The 17,839-nt window shown below is 36.3% G+C and carries 11 protein-coding genes and 1 pseudogene; 1 reads left to right on the top strand and 11 read right to left on the bottom strand.

All coding sequences use genetic code 11. The features are described from left to right. Positions 1 to 73 precede the first annotated feature (73 nt). Both ACFSMW_RS09955 and ACFSMW_RS09950 read right to left on the bottom strand, forming a co-directional pair. A complete protein-coding gene (locus ACFSMW_RS09955; protein WP_390355255.1) occupies positions 74 to 1,186 on the bottom strand; it encodes a Gfo/Idh/MocA family protein in 1,113 nt (370 codons plus the stop codon). A 56-nt stretch (positions 1,187 to 1,242) separates the two neighbouring features. Next, positions 1,243 to 2,091, bottom strand: a complete 849-nt coding sequence (locus tag ACFSMW_RS09950) for a sugar phosphate isomerase/epimerase family protein (protein ID WP_390355253.1) — start codon at positions 2,089 to 2,091, stop codon at positions 1,243 to 1,245. Positions 2,092 to 3,018: 927 nt separating this feature from the next. Between ACFSMW_RS09950 and ACFSMW_RS09945 the strand changes: the two genes are divergently transcribed. Further along, complete coding sequence (locus ACFSMW_RS09945; protein WP_390355252.1) at positions 3,019 to 4,872, top strand: LTA synthase family protein; 1,854 nt, start codon at positions 3,019 to 3,021, stop codon at positions 4,870 to 4,872. 60 nt (positions 4,873 to 4,932) lie between these two features. Here the strand turns inward: ACFSMW_RS09945 and ACFSMW_RS09940 are convergent, their stop codons facing one another. The 9 genes and pseudogenes from ACFSMW_RS09940 to ACFSMW_RS09900 all read right to left on the bottom strand — a co-directional run bounded on the left by ACFSMW_RS09940 (position 4,933) and on the right by ACFSMW_RS09900 (position 17,811). Then, positions 4,933 to 6,309 (bottom strand): outer membrane protein assembly factor BamB family protein, encoded by a 1,377-nt coding sequence (locus ACFSMW_RS09940; protein ID WP_390355250.1) that lies wholly within the window; start codon positions 6,307 to 6,309, stop codon positions 4,933 to 4,935. 24 nt (positions 6,310 to 6,333) lie between these two features. Next, positions 6,334 to 7,869, bottom strand: coding sequence for a glycosyltransferase (locus ACFSMW_RS09935; RefSeq protein WP_390355248.1), 1,536 nt, complete (start codon positions 7,867 to 7,869; stop codon positions 6,334 to 6,336). A gap of 103 nt (positions 7,870 to 7,972) precedes the next feature. After that, positions 7,973 to 9,199 (bottom strand): annotated as a pseudogene (locus ACFSMW_RS09930) (CDP-glycerol glycerophosphotransferase family protein); the annotation flags it as partial. Next, a complete protein-coding gene (locus tag ACFSMW_RS09925; protein WP_390355246.1) occupies positions 9,196 to 11,361 on the bottom strand; it encodes a bifunctional glycosyltransferase/CDP-glycerol:glycerophosphate glycerophosphotransferase in 2,166 nt (721 codons plus the stop codon). The gene ACFSMW_RS09925 and the pseudogene ACFSMW_RS09930, both read right to left, overlap by 4 nt. Positions 11,362 to 11,523: 162 nt before the next feature. Continuing rightward, the gene (locus ACFSMW_RS09920; RefSeq protein WP_390355245.1) at positions 11,524 to 12,915 is read right to left on the bottom strand and encodes a polysaccharide pyruvyl transferase family protein; all 1,392 of its coding nucleotides are present in this window, start codon (positions 12,913 to 12,915) and stop codon (positions 11,524 to 11,526) included. Between the two features lie 59 nt (positions 12,916 to 12,974). Further along, on the bottom strand, positions 12,975 to 14,903 hold the full coding sequence (locus ACFSMW_RS09915) for a CDP-glycerol glycerophosphotransferase family protein (RefSeq protein WP_390355243.1): 1,929 nt from the start codon (positions 14,901 to 14,903) through the stop codon (positions 12,975 to 12,977). Between the two features lie 11 nt (positions 14,904 to 14,914). Next, positions 14,915 to 16,075: a CDP-glycerol glycerophosphotransferase family protein gene (locus ACFSMW_RS09910; protein ID WP_390355241.1), complete on the bottom strand. Its 1,161-nt coding sequence runs from the start codon at positions 16,073 to 16,075 to the stop codon at positions 14,915 to 14,917. Beyond that, complete coding sequence (locus ACFSMW_RS09905) at positions 16,076 to 17,101, bottom strand: ribitol-5-phosphate dehydrogenase (RefSeq protein ID WP_390355239.1); 1,026 nt, start codon at positions 17,099 to 17,101, stop codon at positions 16,076 to 16,078. Continuing rightward, positions 17,098 to 17,811, bottom strand: a complete 714-nt coding sequence (locus ACFSMW_RS09900; protein WP_390355237.1) for an IspD/TarI family cytidylyltransferase — start codon at positions 17,809 to 17,811, stop codon at positions 17,098 to 17,100. The genes ACFSMW_RS09905 and ACFSMW_RS09900 overlap by 4 nt, the downstream gene beginning before the upstream one ends. Between the last annotated feature and the right edge of the window lie 28 nt (positions 17,812 to 17,839).

Raw genomic sequence — 17,839 nt, 5'->3', positions numbered from 1 at the left:
GAAATTAATATGACAACTAGCAATGAGGGAAGGATCTTTTTATACTTTGAACAATAGATTTTTGTACATGAACCTATTCAAGTTCGTCAATTTGCACAGATTGACCTGTTTCAGCTGATTTATAGAGCGCTTCCAGTATCTGCGTTACTACATAAGCTTGTTCTGGTTTCACCATCGGTTCTTCGTCATTCACCACGGCATCTATCCATCGTTTAGCCTCCAGATAGCCTATATCTTCCTCCGCTTGCAGGGAAGGCATCAAATTACTTGGCTGCGTTTCCATTTCTAGCAATTGGTCATGTTTTGATGTATTCAATACCACATATCCTTCGTTTGCATCTGCATCTCCAAACATCTCGGCTCCAGCTTCTGTTCCACACAATGTTACTTGACTTTCTTTTGGGTTAATTACATTAAGCGCCCAAGAAGCCTCTAAGGTAATAGTTGCACCATTTTCCATTTTTATATAACCAAAAGCAGAATCTTCTACACCAGCAAATTTTTCAGGGTCCCAACGCCCAAAAATATTCCCATCTGGTTTATCATTTAATTTACTATATGTTGAACCCATGACTGATTTCGGCTTATAATTATCCATCAGCCATAGCGTTAAATCCAAGGCGTGTGTTCCTATATCGATTAGTGCTCCGCCTCCTTGTTTTTCCTTATCTAAAAACACTCCCCATGTAGGAACGCCTCGACGCCGAACAGCATGGGATTTAGCAAAATAAATTTCACCTAATTCCCCATCCTCAATTAGTTGGTTTAAAAAGAAGGAATCTCTTCTATGTCGATGTTGGTATGCTACAGTCAATTTTTTTCCTGTGCGCTTTGCAGCCTCCACCATTAGTTTTGCTTCTTTTGAGTTAATGGCCATTGGCTTTTCACACATTACGTGCTTCCCAGCTTCTAATGCATCTACAGTGATATTAGCATGTGAAATGTTTGGAGTTAAAACTTGTACGACATCAATGGATTCATCTTGTAAAAGTTCTTTATAATTCTCGTAAACTACAGCATCTTTTGTTCCGTACTCAGCTGCTGCCTTATCCGCTCGTTCCTTAACAATGTCACAAAATCCTGCAAGAGATACTTTGCTGCCTAACTTTGATAATGAAGGTAAATGCTTTTGAAACGCAATATTTCCACAACCGATAACGCCTATTCTCACTCTTTCTTTTGTCATAATGTCTGTCCTCCTAGAACTTATATTTACCGATTAATGCCACCAACAACTTCTAGTTATTGTAAACCGGCTTTTACAAATACCTCTGCCATAGCTTGACCCGACCTCTCCGCAAGGATTTCACTTGACTCTACGGGCTCTTTTTCAGTAAGAACCTCTTGTGAAACAACCCCAGCGTATCCTACATCTTTTAATGCCTTTAGGAAACCAACAAGATCGATGATACCTTCACCAGGGTATAGCCTTCCGTTGTCGAGTATCTCTTTTCTAGGCAACTCAGGTCCATCATTAATATGAACATAAGCTATTTTTGCGGGATCAATAGCTGTAATATCCTCAATTTTTCCTCCAGAAGTATACCAATGAATGCTATCCAGTAATACTCCAACATTCGGCTCGCCAATCATGTCAATCCATTCTAGAGTTGTTGGCAAGTCCCAAATAAATTCATTTTTGAACAACTTCCTCATGTGATATGGTCCAACAAATTCTAAAGCAATATTGCAACCATATCCCTTAATCATTTGTGCACATATCTTTATTCGATTCGTTAACTTCATTAAATGCTGAAGAGGATCTTGATCCGTGGAAGGCATGAAAAATGTATTAAAAATTTTGCACCCAAAAGCTTTTGCTATTTTTGCATCTTCCAGTAAGTCTGGTAAATCATTGTAAAATGCATCGTCTGAGTTTCTCCAATCGACTGGAAATTGAATTGCGCCAATTTGCACCTGATTCTCCTGTAAAAATTGCTTTGCACCTTCGATTCCTTTTGCCTCGATTAGCTCTCTTAAGGCATTTCCATCTGTATCTACAACATCAATATCATTTTTTGCAGCAAGTATAATGTGTGTTTCAAGATTTTTTAGATTACCTAGTCCGTCTCTTGTCAAACCCTTAATCATTGATTTTCACCTCTAATGATGTTAATTGAGTACTGTTATCTGCCAGTTGATCTTTATCACCAACAAAAACCAAGCAAATATTGTGCTAAGACCAGTTGCAACAAACTGGGTAACTCCTTCTACGGCTTTTGAAGTTTCTATAAAATATACACAATCGAACGTATTACATAAAAGGGCTTACATTTATGCAAAGTACTTTACTAATTTGCGGAAATTGAATGTCAAATTTGTACTTTGCCACTTTTATGAATCCCTTTTATTTAATACAGCAACAGAAAATAAACTTTTTAAGGCCGAATCCCCCCTAATCCCCTTCATTTATTAATATGAGTTTAATAAATGTCACTTAAATTGCTCAGTTCTTTATTTTTATATGATATACAATCAATTAAATCTTCACATTAATAAACTAAGTTTGTTAATTGAATGTTAACACTATATTTCTTGCTACGCAACTGTAATTATATAATTTTCCCATTTGTCTGTTCAGGGGAAATATTCTATTGGTTCTAAATAAGGAGTGATTGTATATGGCAAAATAAAAGTACATAGTAATGCAGCGTAAAATACATAACACTGCACATGAAAAAGCAAAAAATAAAAAGGCTTGCCAGCCTCCAAATTCCCTCCACTGTTATTGATGTCTAATCAAAGCAGCGGAGGCCGGAAGGAATGCTGACAATGCCTACATTCCCTGAAAACCATTTTGTATTACCGAATAAGTAAGTTTCATAGCATTTGCAGTCTTCATATCTCTCAACTAAAAAGTATTTTAAAGTTTCTTACACATTTATGATAAAATAACTAGAAAGCTTGAAGTTTTGTAAATAATATTCCCAGTTTAGGCTTGTATAGCCAGGGAACTTAAATAGAGATCCTTCAAGTAACCCCATGTTAATATATACTATGAAAGAAGTGGCGTATCGAATGTCGAAAACAAAGCGGAGCTTACTTTTAATTGCATATTTTTTAATATTATTTTTCGTCATAAAAATCAACGCAACAGCTATTGTTGAATGGTTGAATAAAAGCATGTTTCCAGATTACACTATTGATTCTACACAAGACTTTCATGATTCTTTTTCCAACGGAATTTCTTTAATATTTATCTCGACGATATTTCTATATTCAATCCTTGGGACAGCAATTGTCAGTATTTTGATTATAGATATACTTATGATTGGCCTGATTTTTGCAAACCAAATCAAAGTTGTGGAACGAAATGAGTTTATCACTTTCTCAGAGATCAAAACAGTTGCGTCGCCCAAAGAGCTTTTATCTTTCGTAGATGTTTCCCCTGCTTTTGCGCTAGTAATAGTTTGTACAGTTATATTAATTCTAGCTGGTTTGCAATTTTTGATAATCAAACTTTCAAAGAAGCTTCACTTTTATATTAATAAGTGGATCCGAGTAACTTTATTGCTATTGTCATTAACGTTTCTCATCATGATATTCATCAAACCCAACTACTATAATGCACATCTTTTAAAATTCGAAGAGACCCATAGCCATAATTTCAATCCCTTAAAACGTGCCCGGATGGATGGATTTTTACCAACTTTTATGCATACTGTCAAACCTATTTATATGGATAGACCTGCAGGGTATAACAAGGTTAAGATAAAAGAAATTTCACAGAAACATAGTAAGTTATCCCAGAGAATTAATAAAGAACGCGATAAGTCTTTAAACGATTCCGAAACACTTCTTTATTTAAGTGAATCATTCATGGACCCTAAACAGCTTCCAGGACTTTTATTAAATGAGTCACCAATTCCTTTTATTACTCAAACAGTTAAAAATAATATAGGCGGTTCTATGTACAGCCAATATATAGGTGGCGGCACCGCTAATTTAGAATGGTCAGTTTTAACATCTTTCAGTTTGGAAGTTTTTAATGAACCACTAGTGGTGACCCCTTACTCTGATTTCTATGCAGATTCAAAAAACAAACATACCATATTGGATTTTTATGACAAAGAAAAGGTTGCTGTCCATCCTTATACTGCACATCTTTACAATAGAAAAACAGTCTACGAAAAAATAGGGTTTGATAATTTTCGATACCTAAATCATGGAATTAAACATACAGACAAGTTGGGAAACCACAAAAGAGTTTCCGACGAAGCTTTGAATAAGGATATTTTGGATGTGATGGATAAAAACAATGTAGGTCTTATTCATATTTTATCTATGCAAAATCATTCGCCATATAATAAAAAGATTCCAGAAATGGGTTACAAACCTGAAATAAATACAAATATTTATCCGAAAAAGAAAGCGGAAGGATTATTCAACTATTTGCAAGGAATCCATGCAACAGACAATGCAATTAAAGATTTAGTGAATGAATTGGGGAAATCCAACAAAGATGTTAATTTACTGTTTTATGGTGATCACTATCCCAGCGTTTTCAGAGGCACAGAAAATCAATTTAAGGGCGATGAACTCCATCATACCCCATGGTTTATATTCATGAATAATGGCAGAAGCCAGGAGGGGATGCAGCTTGAAGATCTATCACCCGCATTCTTTGTCCCATTATTATTAAAGGAAGGAAACTATTATGTTTCACCCTATCAAGGGCTTATGAATACTTTACTGACAAAAGGGGTCAAACGAATAGGAAAGGATTATGTTGTCACAAACGAAGGCAAACTGTCCGATAATCAAGTTCCAAAAGATTTATTGGCAATGGTCAACGACTATCGGATTATTCAATACGACGCACTTTTTGGCCATAATTGGTTAGCTGATGACTTTTATACAAAAGTAAAATAGAATAAAAATAAAAGGCATATCAACCATCTTCAAACATCTAAGATGGTTGATATACCTATATTAACTATTTCGTCTTCTTCGCTTTAACACTAGGAACAGCAGAACCACTAGTACAAGGATTAAAACACTCATTATAATCATCATCTGTGTTTCATTTGTCTCCTGCTCTGATTTCACTTTCTCTCCGCTATTCTGATGCCCATTGATATCGCTTAATGGGAATGCATATACTTTCGAATCCTGACTACCGACAAATAAGGTATCATTGATAATGACTGGACCTGCAGGGGCTAGCTTGCCATTTAGTTCTTTTCTCCCAACTTGCTCACCAGTTTTGGCATCCAAAGCATACACAAAACCCTTCGTATTCGTAAAGTATACAATGTCATCATTTGCAACTGGAGGAGCCTTCATAACTTCATCTTTAAATTTCCACAGCTGTTTACCTGTTTTCAAGTCATACGAATAGAAGGTTTTTGCTATAGGGCTTCCTACATATATATTATCTTTGTAGATAATCGGGGCACCAGATTTATTGTTTTTAACAAAATCTCCTTTACCCATGCTTCGTTTCCAAACAATCTCCCCTGAGTCCACCTCCATCGCATAAAGGAAATGTTCAGGATCCCCCTTATCTCCCTCAACTGCTGTTGTGACGACTAAATTGCCGGAAATAGCTGGCGGAACATCATCCAATCCCGCAAATACACTTGGAAACTCAGTTTGCCATTTGAGTTCATCGTTTTGCAAATCATACGCGGAAAAAGTGAAAGGATTTGGACTGCTACCTCCAACATATAATGTCTCATCCTTGATATTAGGTGCAGACATGCTTACGGTATGTCCAATATTTTCTTTATGTAATAGCTTTCCGGAATCCGGATCCAATTTATATAGATGCCTGTCTCCTGTGACAGCGTACACATAGCCATCGTTGTACGCAGGCGTCGGCATAACCTCACCTTGTGTCTTATATTCCCAAAGCGTGTCCCCCGTTTTAGCATCCAATGCGATTATGCCGCTTTCACCTGTTCCACGTATCCCATTTTCCTGAAAGAACCGATTCCCGTAGCCCACATATACTTTACCTTCGTTGTAAATCATTTCAGAATGGATCCAGTTTGGGGCCTTGCTTTGCCAAATTTTTTTACCCGTATTGATGTCAAAAGCAAACAAATCTCCTGAATTATGATTTCCTATGAACAGTTTATTCTCCGCAATAACCGGCGTAGCTCTAACCTCATCCTCTGTCTGAAATTCCACGTACTCCAATGGCTCAGCACCATTATCAAATACAGCGTTTTTATCACTTTTCATACGGTATTGATGCCATTCATCCGGCCCAAAATTTTTTGCATCTATGTGTAGGGGGGATGGACTCAAAATGATTGACAGAAACAAACCTATACTAACTATGTTAAACTTAATTTTTGCCAAATTTAGCCTCCTATAAAAGTATCTTTACTCATTAGCCTGTTCATTAATTACTTCTTCCCACTCTCGTTTAAATCTCTCTTCGTTATATTTTCCGGCCGTATTTAAAGCATTATCTGACATTTTCTTCCTTAAATTAGTATCATGCATTATTTGAATGATTCTATCAGCCATTTTTTGAACATCGCCCATTGGGACAATAAAACTATTAATCCCATCTTCAATTAAATCCCCTGGTCCGTATTTTGTATGGTATGAAATAACTGGTGTTCCAACAGCCATGCTTTCTGTAATAACCATTCCAAATCCCTCTTGCCTGGATGTTAAAATTGAACACGCAGCACCATGGTATGCATCTCGGACATTATTTGTATAACCCATTAAATATACATGTTTACTCAGATCGAGTTCATTAATCAATGTCATAAGATTTTCCTTCTCTTCTCCAACACCATATATGTGGTATTGCGCATCCGGAATCGCCGAAACAACATCCTTAAAAGCGCGAATTGCTTGGTCCAACTGCTTATCTCTATGCAACCGAGCTACAGTTATTGCCAAATGAGGTCTATAGGTTTCATTTTTATCACTCTCATTTTTGATATCATTTATTTGCTCACTGGAATGAGGAATAACAGAGATGTTATTTGCATTGTTGTATATTTTCTGAACATCTTGCTTTTGCTGCTCTGTTAAAAAAACGAGGCGGTCAAAATATCCAGCTTTTTGAAATAAACGATGAAATCTTTTTTTCACTTTCTTTATATTAGTAAAAGGTTCTCCTAAATGGTTGAAGTGTACTACAGCTATTTTTTTAATGTTATCATGAGTAACATTCATTAACATCTCATCGAACTCTCTTCGTTCCACCATTACTGTCGGATGTTTATATGCAGCTAATAACTGGTTCAACCATACTGTCTGTAAATCGTATAGATTATCATATTCTGCTGCCGTATCCCCAAACGTAAGTGTTCTTTGTTCCTTTGAATTCTCTGGATTAACCCATACACTCATAAAACAATTTCCTCTGGCATCGAAATATCTGTCCAGGCTAGGCTTGTTATAACTTAAGTCCATTTCCCTTGATCGAATCAATAAACCATCGTTATCGTATTCCTCCCTGCATTCACGTTGTCTGCCTCGACTCATATAATCTATAAACTCTAGCTCACCTTTCTTATTAAACCGTTTATACTTGATATACAAACCATTAGTGTAGTAACGAAAAGCCCTTCCATCCGCTAACCTGTCATCTGGGAATGCAGTTAAACCTTTTTCTTGTATTTGATACTTTGCTTGCTTGAAATTTTGCTTCTTTTTCTTTTCATTACTTCTCATCTCATGAAAAAAATTCAACACTTTAACATTCCGGGATAGTTCTTTTCTTTTTTTCAATTGATTTATTTTCTTGGTGAAATACTGTTGGTAAAGCATCGTAATAATAACAACTTCCTCATGCAATTCAGCCAAGGCATTAGCGCGCGTAAGCACTGCTTTGGTCACACCGCCTCTGTTAGTATCAAGTGAACTGGTCAGGATAATAGGTGTTCTGTTTAACATATTAACTCTCCCCATATAGTATTTTTAAGCGGATAAAACAATGTTTAAAATTCATACGTAATTGGACACATTTATATTCAAACATACTCCACCATGAAACAGCCTACCCCCAAATTCGTTTAACAACTCTTTCACTAGACTTGCCGTCTTCAAGGCGACAAAATCTCTGGCAGAATGCCTCTACCTCTTTATCTGCTTTAAAATGCTCATGTTCTAACTGCCTTACCGCTGCAATAATTTCATTTGTGGTTTTTACCAATGGACCAGGTGCCTTTTGTTCGAAGTCAAAATAAAAACCACGTAAGTTATCCCGATAATCATCAATATCATAAACGAAAAAAAGCATTGGGCGTTTTAAATTCGCGTAGTCGAAAAACACGGACGAGTAATCAGTAATCAGAAGATCAGAAACCAAATACAAATCACGAATATCCTCATAAGCAGAGAAATTATATACAAAACCTTGATAGTCACTCAGATCAATATTCTCAGCAATCAGGTAATGCATTCGCAACAAAATTACATATTCATCGCCAAATTCCTGCTTCATTTGTTGCAAATTCATCTGAATATCGAATTTATATTGTCCTTTTTGATAAAATTGATTGTCTCGCCACGTTGGCGCATAGAGGATGGTATTTTTATTTAAGGGAATCCCCATTTTTTCTTTCAACGTCTTTATCTTCCCGGGGTTATTATGCGTAATTAAGTAATCATTTCTTGGATACCCGGATTCAATAATTTGTTTATCAAAAGCAAAAGCATGTTTAAAGATTTCCGTAGAATACGGATTGGGAGAAATCAAATAATCCCATTTGCTTGCTTCAAATAAAAAATTCTGTTTATATTTTTCCGTATCAGTTCCAGGCATCAACACTTGTTCCATATCCGCTGCAAGACGTTTCAATGGAGTGCCGTGCCAGGTTTGGATATACTTTGTGCGAGAGTCTTTTGGGATCCATAAAGGCAATCTCGTATTGATTACCCAATACTTCGCTCTGTTCATGATCCATAACCACTTCAAAGATAAACGCTGCACATATTGAATATCATTTTCTGAAAATGTTGCCATATGTCTGCGGTCAGCACTCCATATTAACTTATATTCAGGGTGTTTTTCCCTTAGATATTCATAAAGGGCACGAGGGTTATCACTATACTGTTTCCCGTGAAAACTCTCAAAAACAATCATTTTCGCATCTTTTGAAATTACCTTCCCTATAAACCAAAATAGGAGCTTATAGACCTTTAATAATAAGGAATAAATATTATTTTGCATGTGCTTCACCAACTCTAAAAAAGAGGGAGTGGCTTCGCTCCTCCCCGTTATTCATTTTCGAATACAACCTCAACAGTTTTTTTCGATGCATCTCCATCATCCCATTTACAAAAGCGTTCGTAAAATATTCTATATTTATCCCTATAGGACATTTGCACACCGTCTATGTCTTTAATCGAACGAACTATTTCATCCGTCGAACGCAAAATGGGACCCGGGACTTCATTTTCCACATCTATATAGAAACCGCGCAACGTATCACGATACTTTTCCAAGTCGTACATAAAGAAAAGAATTGGACGCTTTAGATTAGCATAATCAAAAAACACAGAAGAATAATCTGTAATAAGCATATCTGATACCAAATATAATTCGGCAATATCATCATAGCTGGAAAAATCATAGGCAAACTGCTCGTATTCAGTGATGTCCAGTACTGATGCAATAAAATAGTGCATCCTCAGAATGATGACATATTCATCTCCAAGTTCTTTCTTCATTTGATCCAAGTTCATCTGCAAAGTGAATTTATATTTTCCCCTGCCATAAAATTCATCATCCCGCCAAGTAGGGGCATACAAAATTACCTTTTTGTCCAAAGGCAGCCCCATTTTTTCTTTCAATGCACGTATTTCTTTTTCAGTATCTCTCTTATACAAAATATCATTACGAGGATAACCAAACTCCAACATTTTCCCATCGTACTTAAAGGCCCGTTTGAAGATTTCTGAAGAGTACTGATTAGGAGAACTTAGATAATCCCAGCGCCTTGATTGGTCATAAAAATGTTGTTTATAATTAGGATCTGCTGAATGGACATCATCCATATCGAAGACCAAATGCTTTAAAGGAGTACCGTGCCAGGTTTGCAGATATATGTTTCCTGCAGGTTTATCCAAATATCTTGGAAGTCTGGAATTGCTGACCCAATACTTTGATTTGGCGAGATAATAAAAATACCTCAGGCTGAAACGGATTACCTGTGTTGCATTCCCTGGGATATCTTTTTTTTCATTGAAACTCCATACGAATTTATATTCAGGATTATTTTTTAGCATATACTCGTATATATATTTCGGGCTGTCTGAATAATTTTTGCCCAGAAAGCTCTCAAAAAAGACTAGTTTTTCGTCTGCTTTTCGTTTTAAGAAGAATTTTTTATAGATATAAATATAAAATTTTCTTTTCTTCTTAAGACCATTTCGCAGCTGTCGCAGTTCATGATGTCTCTTGCTGACTCTAATATATTTTTTCAAATTGTTGACGAGGATAGGCTTTGCTTCATTTTTCAAAACCCAGCTATACTTGTTAAGTTCTTTAGAATCAATCAATTGAAAGGATTCTGCCAGTTCATTAAATAAAGGCATAATCCTCGTTTCATCTAAAAAATAAGAGACAATGGTTTTACGATAAAAGTTCAAAAAATGCCTGTCCAGATAATCCAGCGCTTTTTGTATGTCTTCTGCTTCCTCTTCTGTTTCACTTTCATCTAAAAAACTAATGGCTTGTTTTTTTAATGAATTGTATACTCTCATGTAACTTTTAATTTTTACCTCGGTATCTTGCTGGCTCAACGACGGATTATTAATTGCATCATTTCTTTTCCTTTTAAAATAAACCGCTTCTTTCACATATGGTATTTGGCCAGCAACCATAAATGCCGGCACCATAAATGTGAGGTCAGAATAAAGCCGCACATCTTCGTCAAAGGTCAATTGATTATCACGGACGAAATCCGCCCTAAATAAACTATTTAGTACTGATTCATTCTTAATCAACGTATACTTTTTATCTCCATAGATTTTTACTTGGTAGAGACCATCCAGAATGACAGCTAACGCACTGCTAAAATACACTTTTCTTGTTTGACCTCTTATTATATTGAATTCTTTGATGTGGTTTATTAAAATTTCAATTGTCTGCTTCGGTAAGTAGTCATCACTATCCATAAAATAGAGAAACTCGCCTGTCGCTTTCTCTATTCCAAAATTTCGGGCAGCAGCTACACCCATGTTTGCAGCAAAGTGATGAAGCTTTATTCGTTTATCTTGCTTTGACAGTTCTTCCAAGGAATTCGAACAAGCAACCGAACTGGCATCATCGATCAATATGATTTCAATATTTTTATATGTTTGTTCTATTAATGAGCCGATACTTTTTTTTAGAAATTCTGTCGTGTTAAAAACAGGGATAATCACCGATACCTTGCCCATATACTAATCACTCCGTTGTTTTTCTAAATAAGTTATATTTTCTTCAATAGTATATCACAATTAACCTTTATTATATTTATTATACGTTACCCTAATCGACATGAAATTAAAAAAGCCCCGCGGGGACTTTTTTAATTTTTTCTTTTTAAAATAGCGAATTGCTCATTTAGAACGAAACATATTTGCAGTCTTCAAGGCTGCTTTAACGGATTTTCTATTCAAAGTGCCTTTCAGGTATTTTATTTCTTTATTCTTTTTCTTTAAATCGGATTGCAACTGTTTTATCGTTGTATTTTTAGCAGACATTTTTTTAGCATTTTTTTCTTCTATCATTGGATAGTAGGACTCAAATCTATAGGCAATTTCTTCCATATTGCATCCGCTAATGGGATTTACAGGTTTCTTGAACTCTACTTTTTTCAGTTGCTCATTCAGCGGTACAATTTTAGGTTCTCCATTTTTATAAATATGGTCCAGGTCATTTTTATTTAGAAAATCAATGAAATGATCGAAATTCTTGCCCTGTTTTTTTGTAGGACTTTGGAAATCTGCTTTTTCAACCAAATCCTCAAGACGTGTTTTCTCAGTAATATCGTTCCACCATACGTGGGTCAAACCATGGTACTCAGTTAATTCGCGCATGCGAGCGTCTTTTGGTATCAGAATACTTGGTGTTCCAGCAATTGTCGCTGTTATATTTCCATGCAACCGTGCTCCGAAACTCAAATCAGCTTGCCTAAGGAAATCAAGCCAAGTTGGTACATTTAAAAAGAACCTAACCCTATCGCTCATATATAAATGATCTGACATTTTTACAGGATAATTATCATTGGACTTTTCAATAGGTGGAGCACCAACATAAGCCAATACCAATTCTTTCATCCATTGTGGAATGAAGTAATGATTAGGGTAATCGTCCAAACTCCTAGTAATGAAATCTAACACGTTGTTTTGAGAAAGCTTTGATGAATTTACGCAGATCATGGAGTCTTTGGTAATATTGGTATTCCGAATTTCTAATTCTCTTCCAAAGGAATACATAGAAGGACAGCCTATCACTGTATGGTCAATACCTTCCCTAAAACCGAGACGATTCAGATATTTAGACGTAATTTCTCCACGGAGACCAATAATATTCGACTTTTCCAGAACAGCACTAACGAATTCTTTTACGTCTTTATCAAAAGAAAATCCTTCATTCAACTTTGGTTCAAATGGGGCACGGAGCCCCACTCCGATTACATACACAGGAATTTTGAGCTTTTTGATCAATTTCGTATATTTACGTAAAGTTGGAACGAACTGGTCACGAAAAGCATCCGCTAACGGTATGATATAGCCATCATATTTTTCATTGATCTCATCCGCTCTACTTGGATCATAATTGTAATAGTCTGGCGTGATTGTAACATCTTCTGTCATTAGTGTCCTGAACACACTATATTGATAGACAAGGTTTCCAACATTCCCTCCAATTGAATTATTGGATATAATATGGGTTGCATCAAATGTATCAAACGGTGACATTCCAGATCTTATTAGATAATTTTTCATGTTATCAGTTCCCTTCTATTTTTTATCAAAACTTTTGCATGCTGTATCTAAACTTTTGCTTATGACTGTTCTTCCTGTTCAGCAATCGATCGCTCAAACAGTTCAATTCTTGAGGTAGGCGGAGAAAGTCTGATTTTCGTTTCCTTTTCTTCTTTGCCATCGTCTTCCAAGCTGGGTATTATCAATTCATCCACTACGTTTTTGGATGCCTGTCCTAAAGTATCACCGAAGAAATACTGCACGAAGGGCTTGATTTTCTCCATTTCGAAGTCTTTATTATCAATTGTTTTCAAAAGTTCTTCCGTGGATTTAACCAACGGACCAGGAATGAAATCGAAATAATTATAATAAAAATCCCGATCCTGTATATATTTCTCCACATCGTAAGCAAAGAATAACATAGGCTTATTCAATAATGCATATTCAAAGCAAACAGAGGAATAATCCGTAATAAGTAAATCCGTAATCAACAATAAATCATTAATTTCCCTGTAATCACTTAAATCATAAAAGAAATCTGCAAATTCATATGGTATATCTAATTTATTTTGCACAAAGGGATGAATTTTAAAAAGGAATACATACTCTTCATACAGCTGTTCATACAATTTTTTCAGATTGAGCACTTCAAATGGATAATGTGCAGAGGCTTGCCCATTTCCCCGGAAAGTAGGTGCGAATAAGATCACCTTTTTGTTTTTTATAAATGGATATTTTTGATAAAGCGTTTTGATAACATGTTGTTTGTACTCTTCATCAAAGAAGATATCCGACCGTGCAACACCCGTGGCAAAGACATTATCAATGGATACCCCAAAGCCTTCTGCGTAATTTTTTCTGACACCTTCACTGCTAACTGCCACTTTTGTATAATTCCTGTGATTTTTAGATCTGGGAGATGGCCCGCCAGGTCTGCCCAGCCTGCTGAATCCAAATGTCTTGAAGGCGCCCGCAGCATGCCAAACTTGTATCAAATCAGCGTTTTTACGTATTTTCAGCGGATAAATCATAGGATAAAAATCATCCAGTAATATAATCTTGGATGTAGCAAAATGAAAGGCTATCCGAACTAAATCAAAAACTGATTTTTTATTGTTAATCCTTTCGTTGAATAAAAATTTGATATCCAAATCCAGGTTTCGCTTATACAATTCTTCGTAAACGAAAAAGAAGTTACCATTCAGCTCTGAGCGACTGTCTGAAGCAAAAGCTACTTTTTTTTGCTTTACTGGAAGTATGCAGAACAAAATGTACATAAGCTTGAAAAAGCGACGTTTCAGCGCCTTCGTGTATCTACCTTCATATGCCTCGCTGTCTTCAACCAGCTCCCTCGGATCATAAGATTGCAGCAGGGAATTTTTTAATTGTAGTGTTTTCGTATATTTATCTAGAACAAAAAGCAAATTATATTTCAAAACTTTTTTGGTTGAGAAGTAGTGAAGCTTTGTAGTATACAGCCTGTCTCCCAGGAATTTTTTTGCACTTGAGAGCGGGATGATTTTTTCGTATTTCACATCATCCTTGTCCTTCTCCATCTGTTCCAATTTTATATATACATCATACTGCCCCGCATCCAAAGGCCTTTCGTGGTTAATTGTGGATAAATCAATGCTTCCTTGGAAGCCGCTCAACTGTTCCATATCGCCTAGCTCTGCCTCATCAGAAACATCCCGTAATGGACAATTGGTCAATGGAATCTGGTACATTTCTTTTTCAAGAATTTCATCATCCGTTAATTCCACACATGATTCATCCTCGTTATCTGTGCATACACTGTTAATTTGCCGATAATTATCGAAGTCTATTTTAGGTATGAGCAGCAGGGTTTTTCTGATTCTATCCTCTTCATAAGTGGGCAAGCCATCTACTGAAGCATAACCTTCAATGTCGAGATATGGCCCGTATATGCTTAACTTCGTAATGTCACTGCTCACTCTGGCATGCCGTTTGATTTCGGCTTCTTTATTATCGATGGATGATATAAACAATAAAAACACCTCTATTTCTCAGTTGACAGGAAATGCTTGACAATCCTGGCAGTCGCATGATCAACATGGTCAAAATTATATGAAATCATTCTGCTTGAATCGAAATATTCTCCCTTATTTCTTGCGTTGATCCAAGCAGCCAATTGATTCGTTTCCTGTATCACTGCTGCATCAGATATAGACTCTATATCTGTGTAAAACCCGCGATTCTCCCTATATTCATCCAGGTCTGGGACGAAATGTGCCATCGGTTTATGCATTAGCGCAAATTCAAAGACCGAAGAAGAATAGTCTGTAATGAATGCATCCGCAACCAACATCCATTCATTGATCCCTCGGGAGTCCGCAACAATTATATTGGGACATTTCCTAAGTTCTTCAATAGATGAACTGTTCATGTATGGGTGTGGTTTAAATATAATACATTTATCCCTATTCAATAGACTGGATAATTCAATTACCGCTTTCGCGACATCCAGCTGTGTTTCATGGTGGGAACCTTTTGCGCGGTATGTAGGAGCCATCAATATATGAACGTTATTCTTATTCTCTAAGAATGGATATACTTTATGCATTTCAGTCTTCAAACGATGGGACAGAGCTGCATTAGTTAGTAAATCCGTTCTTGGAATACCCAAAGCAAAAATACGTTTCAAATTCATATGGAATGCTTCAGCGTAAAATGAAGCAAACTTTTGTGCAGATATGTAAACAAAGTCATAATTGGAATGAATGGGAACCAACTTAAGGTAAGATGTTGTGGGTCCGAACTTGCTCCCAACTGTACTATGTCCAAATTTCTTAAAGGCCCCCGCAGCATGCCATAATTGAACCACTTTCAGCTGTTTATCTGGCTCAACAAGATAGATTGGCAAATAATAATCATCCAAAACCAGATAACGTGCATTTGATAAAACAATAATTTCTTTAAACAGCTTAAGATTCATCTTGTTCACTCCATGAACAAGATGAATCTTCATTTCCGGGTTCTGTTTTAGTACTTCTCTATATACCAATCGCAGATTATCATCTAATTGATCAGTTCTATATAATGCGATGACCATTTTTTTACTATCTTGTTTCCGAAGAAGACAAGCACACTTATAAACAACTTGAAAACATATTTTGTAAATCACCACATAGATATTCTTCAAAAAACGAAGATATTTCATTTAGATCTTCCACCTCATGACAGTCTTGCCCCAGGAACTGGATAAATCACTTTCAAACGCCTCAGTGATCTCACCAAGTTTTGCAACATGATGTACATTGCCAACAAGTGTACCTAGATAATCGACTACTTCAGGATAGGCTTTATATATATCGACAGTTCGTTGAAAGTCTGTAGCGCCACTTCTGCTGCTGCCAAGCACGGTTAGTCCTTTTTCCAATACCATCCTTGTGTTGACTTCCACTGGGTATTCACTTACCCCTAGCAAACAAACAGTACCTTCAGGATTGATATGATCGATAATTTGATCGATTGCATATTGACTGCCTTTGCCTCCTGCACATTCAATCGCGTGATCGATGGTAAGCGTTTCAGGAATTTCATCAATTTTCACAGCGTCATCAACAAAGGAAAAATGGCTTAATTTATAATCTGTTTTTCCAAAGATGATCACTTTACTGTCTGGATAGAGTTTTTTCAAAATCAAGCAAGCGATATACCCCAAATTGCCGTCTCCCCATACACCAAACGTATCTCTCTTTTGATGTGCTTTATGTTCAAATCTGCTTATCGCATGGACAGCAATTGTGACAAGCTCTGTGAACGCTGCAACATCCATATTCAATTCTTCGGGTAGTTCTACTAAACGATTTCGATTCATGAATACATAATCCTGCATGAAGCCATCGTAGCCGCTAGACCTAAACTTGCTTGTCCGTAAATAATTTTCAGCGATATAAGGATCCGCCTCTGTTGGTGTATTCGGTACCATCACTACCTTCGTACCAATGGGAAGCTCTTTTGCCGGATCGAATACCACCTCTCCAACACCTTCATGGATTAAAGCCATCGGGAGTTTCTTTTTCATTGCTTCTTTCCCTCTGGAACCTGTATAGTACCGTTGGTCCGCAGCACAAATCGAAAGATGTGTAGGGCGTACTACAACATCGTTTGCGATAATACTTTTGTCCTTGTAAGTAATCTCAAACTGCCTCGGCGAAACAAGTCGGTATACTTGGTTGATCATTTATCAATGCTCTCCTTAATAATCGCATTGGCAACTTTTAAATCATAAGGGGTAGTTACTTTAATATTGAATATTTCTCCTTGAACCAACTTCACTTTTTCATCACTAAGTGAAAAAATCTTACAGGCATCGGAGAGTATCTTCTTGTCCGCTACTGATAAATTGCCATAAAGTTCTTTTAGTTTTTTTATATGAAACGTTTGTGGTGTCTGTCCTTGATACATATAATCTCTTCGCGGAATAGAAGAAATAAATGTTTCATCAGTAGATTCCACAATGGTATCAATAGCCGGGATTACAGTATCCACAGCGCTGTTTCTTAAACCATGCTCAATATTCTCTTCAATAATACGATGTGTCAAGAATGGTCTTACTGCGTCATGGGTAACGATGATATCATCATCATTCAGACCGTTCTCTTGTTCGATATAATCAATGATATTCATAATTGTTTCGTTTCTATCCGTTCCGCCACTAACGACTGTCACTACTGGAAGGTCTATACTATATTTTTTCAATATATCATTCGTATGGTTAATCCACTCTTTAGGTGTTGCAATAATAATTTTTTCGAATTTGTTATTTAACAAGAATTTCTCAATGGTGTGTACAATGATTGGCTTGTCGTTTAATGTCAAAAATTGTTTAGGCATTGGAACATTTCCCATTCTTGTTCCTTTTCCACCTGCTAAAATACCAGCATAAATCAACTTTTTCACCTCGTAATGGTTATTATGG

Source organism: Tigheibacillus halophilus (assembly GCF_042683165.1).
GTDB classification, from domain to species: Bacteria; Bacillota; Bacilli; order Bacillales; family Amphibacillaceae; genus Tigheibacillus; species Tigheibacillus halophilus.
Note: the sequence above shows the minus strand (reverse complement) of the source record. Positions and strands in the feature narration are given on the sequence as shown.

What these genes read in the sequence shown, in the direction of transcription:
- ACFSMW_RS09955 (WP_390355255.1), bottom strand. Translation starts at nt 1,186, where the DNA reads ATGACAAAAGAAAGAGTGAGAATAGGCGTTATCGGTTGTGGAAATATT.
- ACFSMW_RS09950 (WP_390355253.1), bottom strand. Translation starts at nt 2,091, where the DNA reads ATGATTAAGGGTTTGACAAGAGACGGACTAGGTAATCTAAAAAATCTT.
- ACFSMW_RS09945 (WP_390355252.1), top strand. Translation starts at nt 3,019, where the DNA reads ATGTCGAAAACAAAGCGGAGCTTACTTTTAATTGCATATTTTTTAATA.
- ACFSMW_RS09935 (WP_390355248.1), bottom strand. Translation starts at nt 7,869, where the DNA reads ATGTTAAACAGAACACCTATTATCCTGACCAGTTCACTTGATACTAAC.
- ACFSMW_RS09925 (WP_390355246.1), bottom strand. Translation starts at nt 11,361, where the DNA reads ATGGGCAAGGTATCGGTGATTATCCCTGTTTTTAACACGACAGAATTT.
- ACFSMW_RS09920 (WP_390355245.1), bottom strand. Translation starts at nt 12,915, where the DNA reads ATGAAAAATTATCTAATAAGATCTGGAATGTCACCGTTTGATACATTT.
- ACFSMW_RS09910 (WP_390355241.1), bottom strand. Translation starts at nt 16,075, where the DNA reads ATGAAATATCTTCGTTTTTTGAAGAATATCTATGTGGTGATTTACAAA.
- ACFSMW_RS09905 (WP_390355239.1), bottom strand. Translation starts at nt 17,101, where the DNA reads ATGATCAACCAAGTATACCGACTTGTTTCGCCGAGGCAGTTTGAGATT.